This window comes from Steroidobacter sp. (genome assembly GCF_036402275.1).
Lineage (GTDB): Bacteria > Pseudomonadota > Gammaproteobacteria > Steroidobacterales > Steroidobacteraceae > Steroidobacter.
This window is the reverse complement of record NZ_DASWTF010000015.1, coordinates 49,605-57,919: the sequence shown is the minus strand read 5'-3', so window position 1 is coordinate 57,919 and position 8,315 is coordinate 49,605. Positions and strand designations below refer to the sequence as shown.

Here is an 8,315-nt window from a genome sequence, read left to right as displayed (position 1 = left end):
CAGCGCCGAAGGCCAGATTTTCTCGGGCGAAGCCGCCATGGTGTTCGCTCCGGCCTCCATGGGCGAGCTCGGCATCGCGCCTCGTCACGCGCCTTTGCTGACGACGCTCAAGCCGGGCGAAGTCCGCGTGCAGCTGCCCGGTGGTGAAGAACAACTGTTCTTCGTCGGCGGCGGCGCCATCGAGATCCAACCCCACCTCGTCACCGTCCTCGCCGACACCGCTCTGCGCGCCAAGGACATCGACGAAGCCGCCGCCCTGCAAGCCAAGCAGCGCGCCGAAGAAGCCCTCCGGGACCGCGGCAGCCAGATCGAGCTCGCCGAAGCCCAAGCCGAACTCGCCCGCGCCGTCGCTCAGATCAAGGCGCTCGAGAAGCTGCGGAAGATCAAGCAGTAATCGCTCCGAGCCTCGGAGCCTTTCGTCCCTCATTGCGGCACGACGTTTCCGCGGAAACGTCGCAAGAGGCGCACGCTTGGTGAGTCACTGCTCAGCTGCGATTATTCGCCGCCTTTATCCTCGGCAGGCGTCTGAGTGCCCGACGCCAGATAGTCTGGCTCTTCGGTTTCTTCCGAAATTTTCTTGAGCTCCTTGGCCCGTCGTTTGGCGAACGCTTCGATCTCCTTCTGCGTCCAGCTTTTTTTCTGGCGAGCTTCGGCAAGCCTTTTGATCTTATCGTCCATTACCGCTGATCCTACACGCCTCATGGTCCCTGACGGAAAGGAGCGATCAAGTGCGCAGTGCTATTCGCGGAGAGGTCGCATCCATTGAGCCGCTCGACGAAGTCGAGCGCGCGCATATCGAGGACACGCTCGCCTGGATCGACTCCGGTGCGGAACTATGTCGGATCCAGAAGCCCGCGATTCCGCCGAAACATCTCGTGTCCTACTTCGTCCTGGTGGATGAGGAGCACGTGCTCTTGGTGGATCACAAGAACGCCAGTCTGTGGCTACCGACCGGCGGGCACGTCGAGCCCGGCGAACATCCGCGAGCCACCGTGGCGCGTGAGCTACGCGAGGAGCTCGGGTTGGAGCTCCGGCAGCCGGTCATGGCGCCGCTGATGCTGACTTGCTCTCAAACAGTTGGAATAACCGCGGGCCACACCGATGTGTCACTTTGGTATGTGATCGATGCGAACCGTTCGGAACCGCTCACGTTCGATACCGAGGAGTTCAACTCGGTGCGCTGGTTCCACGCTGGCGAGGCGCCCCTCTCGCGAAGCGACCCTCATTTGCAGCGCTTCCTGAACAAGTTGAACCGACGCCGCCGACCCGTCTAATCCGACCAGAACGACTCGAGCGCGGCCTTGATGTGAGCTCGATCGCCGGCGTACTCCGGCTCGTCCGCAATGAACTCCAGGTAACGACGCACGGCGGCCCGTTGCTGGTCGTTCAACAGCCAGCACTGTTCATTCAACTGAGACGACTGCGTCAGGGTGTACGCCATGCCATACGAATACTGGCCATTCAGGTCCGCAATCAAGTAGGCCGGCAAATGAAACCGCATGCCCTCATCGTCGAAGAATGACAGGCTGCTGTTGCACTCATCCAGCAGCTCGACCGTAATGCGGCTCCAATCTTCCTTTTCGTCCTGTTCCCGACAAGCCGCGCAGGTCTCATCGTCCTCGTAACCATCGATCGCTTGCGCTTGCCGCAGCCCAACCCCGCCGCCCAGCTTAACTCCAGCAAACGCGGCCTTGATGGCGTCACGAATCGCCTCCGCCTCGTGCCACCGCTTCGAAAGCTCCATGGCACTCTCGATCGTCGACCGATCGTAGCCACGCGCCTTCATTTCCTCGATGTCGGCGGGCGATGGATATTTCATGGCTGCTCAGCCTCGGGTGAAAACTTGCCGATTGCCAGGAACGCTAACGTTTGTTCGATCGCTAGCCGGTTGTTCATGATGAAGGGATGGCTCGACGGGATCACGCGAAAATCCGCCATGCCCTCCAGCTTCGCGCTCTCGATGGAGACTTTGCCATCGTCCGAGCCGGGAATCAGCATGGACAGGATCAGATTGATGGTGCGGCGGCCGGTGATGATGCCTACTTCGAAGGAGGCCGGGCCGAGGCTCAGCGGCACGGATTTCTCGCCCGTGCCAAGCTCCAATCCGGCGGGCCCATTGATCAGCTGGAACAAAGTAAGGTCTCCAAGCTTGTCCACGACCTCACTGCCGTGATTGGGTGGGCTCAGCATCACAACGCGGCCGATTCTAATATCGGGCGCCGATTTCGCCAGCTGCCGCACGACGATACCGCCCAGAGAGTGCGTAACGAAATGGATCTTATCTGTTTCACTCGGCCGGCATGCTTTGACTGCCGGGAGCACGAAATCCTTGGCGAGTGCTTCGATTGAATGCTGACGGGAGGGATACGAAACATTGCACACATGGTATCCGCCTTCCTCGAGCGCACGCGTCATGCGCGACATCGAGTCGGAGGATCTGGCCAATCCGTGCAAAACGACCACGGATTCGCCAGCGGTCACATCGCTTGCGGCGCTAGCCTGCGAGACGACCGCGCAGATACCCGCGAACAGCGTGGCAAGACGCCTCATTTGCGAAGCTGATTCCTGAGGCGAATCTCTTCGAGGCACCCTTCGCAGATGACCATCAGCTTCGCGAATCCCTCCGACACGTCGTTCCACTCGCCCTCCGTGAGCAGGACCTCGTCACATTCGTCACACCAGGCATTCTGAAACGGCCACTCCGGGTCGAACGGCTCGTCGTCCTGATTGAACCCGATCCCCTTGCCGAACCGCAAATGATGACAAATGAACGCCGGCCGATGCTCGCCGTGGCGTGCGCATTCCATGCGGGAGTTCTTGTCGAGCGAATCGGCCATTGCTCACTCCATCCCTTCGATCAAGATCTTGCATACTCAGAATAGAGAAGCTCGACACAACCGCCGCAAACGAACGCGCGCTTGCCCGACAGCATGGTCTGCACTTCGTAGTAAGCTTTGCCGCAGAAGGCGCAGATCGGCCCCGCTGACGGCTTTTCATCTATCGAACCCTTGCCCAACTCCGCGATCGACGCTCGATCGGGCGTGTCTGTATCCACCAGGCGGATAGTCACCTCATCGCCGGGTGTGATCGCCGGCGTTGGCCACATCAGGAACTCGGAGCTGGAGGTGGCATGAGCGTTGAGCACCACCGCTCGATGCCGCGGCAGCACCTCAACATAAGCGGTCAGGTTCTCGGCCTTGTCATGCCCAGTCGTGAGAACGACGCGTCCATTCACTGAAATCTGCAAGCACAGCAACTCGATACTCCTATCAGTCGCATCCTTTCCCACGCCGTCGGAATGTATGAGTCTCGAATTCGGGCGGAGCCACTGCAAAGCCCTATCTTGATCGTAAACAGATGGCGTATAAAGCGAACGCCGTCAGTTTCTGGAACATTAACGTTGAGTGACGAAAAGAAGAAGGCGTCCTTGTGGTGGCCAGAGGCAGCGACCCAGGAGCAGGGCAAATCCGCCGCCGGCGGGGCGGCGTCGTTTGCCTCGTAGCCGGGGCTCTCGACGCTTCATGCCTGGCGCTCCCAATCTTCGCTAACGCGTCTGATAGCGCAGCGGAGAGGGTTGTGGTGGCGGCGAAGTCCGCGGCTGTGCGGACGAAGGATGACGTACGACGCGTTATCGACATTCACAAAGGCGGAATCTTCGCGCTGTACAATCGCGCATTGCGCGACCAGCCATACCTCAAAGGCAAGATCGTTTTGTCCATGACCATTGCCCCGGAAGGCAATGTAACAAAGCGCGCCCTTGTGTCCAGCACGCTGCATCATGCGGAGTTGGAGAAAGGTGTCGTCGAGCGCATCTGCTCGATCGATTTCGGCGCCAAGGGATCGAAGGTCTACTTCGATCCAGCCTACGAGATGTCCTTTATCAGTACTGCCGGCCTACGCAAGGAATAGCGGCAGCGTGGGATCGTGTAGATGGCCGTGGAAACATACAAAATCGAAGAAATCTCGGCGGGCGTCGATGAGGGTTGTCTCTGGGTCAGCATCGGTTTCTCTTCCGAGCTGGAGAAGCTCGATGTGCTGCATGTCGTGTGCGCGCTGGACCCCGGCGATCAGGATCTAGGGGAGGGACACGACGCCGTCTATCTCGAGCGGTTCGACCAGGCGTACAGCTGCAATGACGGAGCAGAGAAGATTCTGGTTCGGCCAGCGACGATCGAAGTCACCCTGAATGCCAAAGGACGCCAGGACCTCGGCTTCTCCGGCGACATCTGTTTCGAAGCGCCCGATAGCCTAGAAGGCTGGGCGAACGCTCTGGGCATCCTGGAGAGGATGTCAGCGCAGGCATGCGGCCGCGTGGTTTCGGTTGATTGATAACGACGCGACGCACTACACGATTGGCCCGCCTACGATGTGCCTCTTTTGGTTTTCAAGAGGCTGCTGAACGAGTTGGCGATGAGCGCCTTGAGGGAGTCCGCATGATCGAGATATCCAGTGCAGCCGCCCCGCTTCTCATCCAGGCACTGAGGGACGCGGTCAGATACAACGAGCAGCTTCTCAAGAGTCAGACACTGCGTGATCGCGCTGACTATGGGCAATACTTCATGGACCTGACTCAACTGTTTTCCGAGATCAAAGCGGAGTACAAGCGAAAGGAAGGACAGGCTGGAATTCCCTTGGAAGACCTTCTTTGATCTCGATGTAACGGCATCTCGGCGCAGCGCTTGATGGGAGCCCTTGCCGCGCGTGAGTTAGCGCGCTGTGCTCAGGCTAGACAATGGGATACGCGTCAGTTCCACGTCTTCCTTGTTCATCGCATACGCTACGTACAGAAAGTCGTTCCAGATGACACTCTTCGGATAGTGATACCTTTCCGCCTGCGTCGTGCAACCAACGGTCGCCGCGCCCGATCGAGCAAGTGAAGCAAGTTTGACGTGCAGTTCGACGACGACACAGTACTAGCCCTGACCCTGCTGCTTGGCCCCGTAGGCGTGCTCGCATATCGACATCGTGTCGAGTGGGGTGGAGGCTTTGGGTTGAGCTCGGGGCTATGGAAACGTGGGGCGGTCATCGCCGCCTGCCTTTTGCTCGCGATGATCATCGCTACTGGCTTCCTCGGCGCGGACGATTTCAGGGCGGCGATGGGTGGCCGGCGAACGGGTCGCTTTGTGCCCTCCTTACTCTTTCCCGGCGTCGGCCTCGCGGTCGCCATATTTCCCGGACCAGCATCGGAACTCGCCGGCCGCTACAAAGAACTAGCAGCGGAGAAAGCGACTCACACCTTCGCGATAGTAGGCTGGTGCCTGTTCGCTTACTGGGCCTTCATGCTCTGCTTCGGCTGGTTCGCCCGCAACTACCGCAGTCACTAAGTCTCAGCGAGCCTCCGGCGCCAGAAGCGCTTTTCGATTCGACGAACATTTGGCTCGGCGGCGAGGTGGGTCAAGTACACCGCCAGATGTGAAAGCTCATTGTCGTCTGGGTCGCCCATGAACGGAGCGACCTGGACAAGGTTTCCATAGTTCCTGGTGTGCTTCTCCGGGCTGTCGTCGACCACGAGCACCCGGTTCAAGTCGTAGCCGAGGCGCTTGAGCTTTTTCAGCGGTTTGGCCTGACACCAGCTGTCGGTGTCGAAGTCCCGCGTCGGAGTGCAGCGATCGCTCGCCCAAACGAACTCGAGCCGACTCGGATCCGGAAAGATCCACTGACACACTGCTCGCGCATAGCCGGGCGAAGAAGACGTCCAGACGGCGAGGCGGAACGCCGACGATACGACGCTCAGGAATTCCGTGAGGCCCGGACGACGGTAGAGAAAATAGGGCGGCAGCTCGTGATCCGCCGCATGCAGCAACGGTCGCTCGGTTGCATGCATCAGGGTTTCATCGAGATCGAGCACCAGGAGTAATCGCTGATCCATGGGGGCAGTAAAGTCCGGTTCCGCTGCCATGACCTTATTCGAATCCCCCAGTTTCGCGTCTTGTGGGCAAGTTAACACGGAGCACCGCCGCCGTGATAAATCGCTGGCGCGAGTCGCATGGACTTCGACAGCAAAGGCCGGTACAAGCTTCAGATGACTGAAACACTGCTCCTGTTTTCCTTCGTCGCCTTCATCGCCATCGCCACGCCTGGCCCGACGGTCCTGCTCGCTTTGGCCAACGGGTCTCGATTCGGTGTTCGCGGTTCTCTGCCGGGAATGGCCGGCGCGGTGCTGTCGGACTTCGTGCTCATGTCGGCCGTGGTTGCAGGTCTAGGCGCTTTGCTGGCAGCGTCGGAGTTCTGGTTCTCCGTTGTCAAATGGGTCGGTGTCGCTTATCTCACGTATCTCGGCATTCGTATGCTGCGTTCCAAGGGCGCGCTGTCCGTACCGTCCGAGGAGACCGCCCCTGCTCGCATGTCCGCCCGAGCGATCTTTCTGCGCAGCTTCCTCGTTGCTGTCACCAATCCCAAAGGCTATTTGTTCGTTTCAGCCTTTTTGCCGCAGTTCATTGACATCTCCGAGCCGCAACTGCCTCAGTACACGGCGCTGGCGGTCACGTTTGCCACGATCGACTTCATCGTCATGCTGGCCTATGCCTCGGCCGGCGCGCAGGCCATCCGATTCCTGCGAGCCAAAGGTGTGTTGTGGCTCGACCGGATCTGCGGTGGAGCTTTGTTAGGACTCGCGGGCTCGCTGGCGCTCTATCGCAAAAGCGCCTGAAGAAGCGACCCGAACTAAAACAACGGAAACCACGGAAACCAACCTATCACCGCCACTCGCACGCGAGCAGGAGCGAAGAAAAGAAGCCAGCCGAAGAAACACGCCACCACGACGGTACTACCTCCTGACGCAGAAATAGCCACGCGGATCAAGCCGGATAGGATTCCAGGCTTCGGCACGATAGGATGAGCCCATGCGATTGGGCTTTGAACATACGTACGCAGCGCTGCCCGCGCGGTTCTTCGCGGCGATTCACCCGACCAAAGTCGCGAAGGCGCAAATGGTCGTTGTCAACCGCGGCTTGTGGTCTGAAATCGGGCTGAATCCGAAGGATCTCGATGACAGTCAGGCGGCTGCTCTGCTGTCAGGAAATGAGCTGGCGGAAGATTCGACGCCGATTGCGATGGCCTATGCAGGCCACCAGTTCGGGCAGTTCGTGCCGCAGCTCGGCGATGGGCGGGCGATTCTGCTCGGCGAAGTGCGGGGTCGTGACGGCATTCTGCGCGATGTGCAGTTGAAGGGCTCCGGTCGCACGCCGTTCTCGCGAGGCGGCGACGGGCGCGCGGCGATCGGACCGATGCTTCGTGAATACCTGATCAGCGAAGCGATGCACGCACTCGGGATTCCGACCACGCGATCGCTCGCTGTCGTCACAACGGGCGAGCACGTGTATCGCCAGGAAGTCCTCCCGGGGGCCGTGCTGACGAGAGTGGCCGCGAGTCACATCCGTGTGGGAACGTTTCAGTTCTTCGCTGCCCGCGGCGACGAAGAAGCGCTACGGCAGCTGTTGGATTTCGTCATCGCGCGTCACTATCCAGAGGCAAAAACGGCAGATGTGCCAGCCCTTGCGATGCTGGAAGCAGTCACGAAGCGACAAGCGCATTTGATCGCCGACTGGATGCGCGTCGGTTTCATTCACGGCGTAATGAACACCGACAATATGGCCCTGTCAGGCGAGACCATCGACTACGGTCCCTGCGCCTTCATGGATAGTTACGATCCGCAGACCGTGTTCAGCTCCATCGATCTGGGCGGGCGGTACTCCTATACCAACCAGCCCGGCATCGCTCAGTGGAATCTCGCGCGGCTCGCGGAAACGTTGCTGCCGCTCATCGACGCCGATAAAAACAAAGCGGTCGAACTGGCGACCAAGGTCGTCGAGGATTTCGTGGAGCACTTCGAGCTTCGATTCCTCGAGTGCATGCGCCGAAAGATAGGGCTCGTCTCCGCAGAGGACGGCGACGCCGATTTGATCACTCGGTTGCTCGCAGCGATGCAGAAGTCGGAGGCCGATTTCACCCTAACATTCAGCGGCATCTCACGAGCAGCCACGAGCCCGGGCGAAGCAGCCTCATTACGAGTGTTGTTTACAGACGCGGACGAGATCGACGAATGGCTGAGCGATTGGCACTTGCGCCTGGCGCGGGACCCGCAAAGCCCAGCCGAACGCGCCGAAACGCTACGACTCGCGAACCCCGAATTCATTCCTCGCAATTACCGCGTCGAGGAGGCGTTGCAAGCCGCCACTTCGGGCGATCTGCAGCCGTTCAACCGATTGCTGGCAATTCTGCAACGTCCCTTCGAGAGCCAGCCCGAATTCGAGGAGTACCGGCTACCGCCGCCTCCCTCCGAGCAACCGTACAAAACATTTTGCGGGACTTGAATC

Annotated in this window: 14 protein-coding genes; 8 read left to right on the top strand and 6 right to left on the bottom strand. The window is 59.7% G+C overall.

The annotated features are described in order from the left end of the window. A partial coding sequence (locus VGD45_RS08655) for a F0F1 ATP synthase subunit epsilon (RefSeq protein WP_331154888.1) occupies positions 1–394 on the top strand: 394 nt, incomplete at its 5' end. Positions 395–495: 101 nt separating this feature from the next. On the opposite strand, the gene VGD45_RS08650 is transcribed toward VGD45_RS08655, so the two are convergent. Next, entirely contained in the window at positions 496–678 is a 183-nt protein-coding gene (locus VGD45_RS08650; RefSeq protein WP_331154887.1) for a hypothetical protein, read from the bottom strand. A 50-nt stretch (positions 679–728) separates the two neighbouring features. On the opposite strand from VGD45_RS08650, the gene VGD45_RS08645 reads away from it, so the two are divergent. After that, entirely contained in the window at positions 729–1,274 is a 546-nt protein-coding gene (locus VGD45_RS08645) for an NUDIX domain-containing protein (RefSeq protein ID WP_331154886.1), read from the top strand. Here the strand turns inward: VGD45_RS08645 and VGD45_RS08640 are convergent. Genes VGD45_RS08640 through VGD45_RS08625 form a run of 4 tightly spaced genes read right to left on the bottom strand, consistent with a single transcriptional unit; the run spans position 1,271 to position 3,235 of the window. Then, complete coding sequence (locus VGD45_RS08640; RefSeq protein ID WP_331154885.1) at positions 1,271–1,819, bottom strand: DUF6714 family protein; 549 nt, start codon at positions 1,817–1,819, stop codon at positions 1,271–1,273. The two genes, VGD45_RS08645 and VGD45_RS08640, sit on opposite strands and share 4 nt — an antisense overlap. Beyond that, positions 1,816–2,550 (bottom strand): esterase/lipase family protein, encoded by a 735-nt coding sequence (locus tag VGD45_RS08635; RefSeq protein WP_331154884.1) that lies wholly within the window; start codon positions 2,548–2,550, stop codon positions 1,816–1,818. The genes VGD45_RS08640 and VGD45_RS08635 overlap by 4 nt, the downstream gene beginning before the upstream one ends. Beyond that, positions 2,547–2,837: a hypothetical protein gene (locus VGD45_RS08630; RefSeq protein WP_331154883.1), complete on the bottom strand. Its 291-nt coding sequence runs from the start codon at positions 2,835–2,837 to the stop codon at positions 2,547–2,549. Before VGD45_RS08630 ends, VGD45_RS08635 begins: the two co-directional genes overlap by 4 nt. 20 nt (positions 2,838–2,857) lie before the next feature. Next, positions 2,858–3,235: a ClpX C4-type zinc finger protein gene (locus tag VGD45_RS08625; protein WP_331154882.1), complete on the bottom strand. Its 378-nt coding sequence runs from the start codon at positions 3,233–3,235 to the stop codon at positions 2,858–2,860. A 344-nt stretch (positions 3,236–3,579) separates the two neighbouring features. Here VGD45_RS08625 and VGD45_RS08620 point away from each other — a divergent pair, with 344 nt between their 5' ends. The 4 genes from VGD45_RS08620 (at position 3,580) to VGD45_RS08605 (ending at position 5,324) form a co-directional block, all read left to right on the top strand. Continuing rightward, positions 3,580–3,909, top strand: a complete 330-nt coding sequence (locus VGD45_RS08620; RefSeq protein ID WP_331154881.1) for an AgmX/PglI C-terminal domain-containing protein — start codon at positions 3,580–3,582, stop codon at positions 3,907–3,909. Positions 3,910–3,930: 21 nt separating this feature from the next. After that, complete coding sequence (locus VGD45_RS08615) at positions 3,931–4,329, top strand: Imm10 family immunity protein (RefSeq protein ID WP_331154880.1); 399 nt, start codon at positions 3,931–3,933, stop codon at positions 4,327–4,329. A gap of 104 nt (positions 4,330–4,433) precedes the next feature. Beyond that, positions 4,434–4,649, top strand: coding sequence for a hypothetical protein (locus VGD45_RS08610; RefSeq protein ID WP_331154879.1), 216 nt, complete (start codon positions 4,434–4,436; stop codon positions 4,647–4,649). Positions 4,650–4,889: 240 nt separating this feature from the next. Next, positions 4,890–5,324: a hypothetical protein gene (locus VGD45_RS08605; RefSeq protein ID WP_331154878.1), complete on the top strand. Its 435-nt coding sequence runs from the start codon at positions 4,890–4,892 to the stop codon at positions 5,322–5,324. On the opposite strand, the gene VGD45_RS08600 is transcribed toward VGD45_RS08605, so the two are convergent. Then, the gene (locus VGD45_RS08600) at positions 5,321–5,899 is read right to left on the bottom strand and encodes an HAD family hydrolase (RefSeq protein ID WP_331154877.1); all 579 of its coding nucleotides are present in this window, start codon (positions 5,897–5,899) and stop codon (positions 5,321–5,323) included. The genes VGD45_RS08605 and VGD45_RS08600 overlap by 4 nt on opposite strands. A gap of 123 nt (positions 5,900–6,022) precedes the next feature. Between VGD45_RS08600 and VGD45_RS08595 the strand changes: the two genes are divergently transcribed. Continuing rightward, positions 6,023–6,649, top strand: coding sequence for a LysE family translocator (locus VGD45_RS08595; RefSeq protein ID WP_331154876.1), 627 nt, complete (start codon positions 6,023–6,025; stop codon positions 6,647–6,649). A gap of 193 nt (positions 6,650–6,842) precedes the next feature. After that, positions 6,843–8,312: a protein adenylyltransferase SelO gene (locus VGD45_RS08590; protein ID WP_331154875.1), complete on the top strand. Its 1,470-nt coding sequence runs from the start codon at positions 6,843–6,845 to the stop codon at positions 8,310–8,312. Positions 8,313–8,315 lie beyond the last annotated feature (3 nt).

Excerpts from the sequence above, each read along its gene's own strand:
- VGD45_RS08640 (WP_331154885.1), bottom strand. The coding sequence starts at position 1,819 with ATGAAATATCCATCGCCCGCCGACATCGAGGAAATGAAGGCGCGTGGC.
- VGD45_RS08615 (WP_331154880.1), top strand. The coding sequence starts at position 3,931 with ATGGCCGTGGAAACATACAAAATCGAAGAAATCTCGGCGGGCGTCGAT.
- VGD45_RS08630 (WP_331154883.1), bottom strand. The coding sequence starts at position 2,837 with ATGGCCGATTCGCTCGACAAGAACTCCCGCATGGAATGCGCACGCCAC.
- VGD45_RS08595 (WP_331154876.1), top strand. The coding sequence starts at position 6,023 with ATGACTGAAACACTGCTCCTGTTTTCCTTCGTCGCCTTCATCGCCATC.
- VGD45_RS08610 (WP_331154879.1), top strand. The coding sequence starts at position 4,434 with ATGATCGAGATATCCAGTGCAGCCGCCCCGCTTCTCATCCAGGCACTG.
- VGD45_RS08600 (WP_331154877.1), bottom strand. The coding sequence starts at position 5,899 with ATGGCAGCGGAACCGGACTTTACTGCCCCCATGGATCAGCGATTACTC.
- VGD45_RS08650 (WP_331154887.1), bottom strand. The coding sequence starts at position 678 with ATGGACGATAAGATCAAAAGGCTTGCCGAAGCTCGCCAGAAAAAAAGC.
- VGD45_RS08590 (WP_331154875.1), top strand. The coding sequence starts at position 6,843 with ATGCGATTGGGCTTTGAACATACGTACGCAGCGCTGCCCGCGCGGTTC.
- VGD45_RS08635 (WP_331154884.1), bottom strand. The coding sequence starts at position 2,550 with ATGAGGCGTCTTGCCACGCTGTTCGCGGGTATCTGCGCGGTCGTCTCG.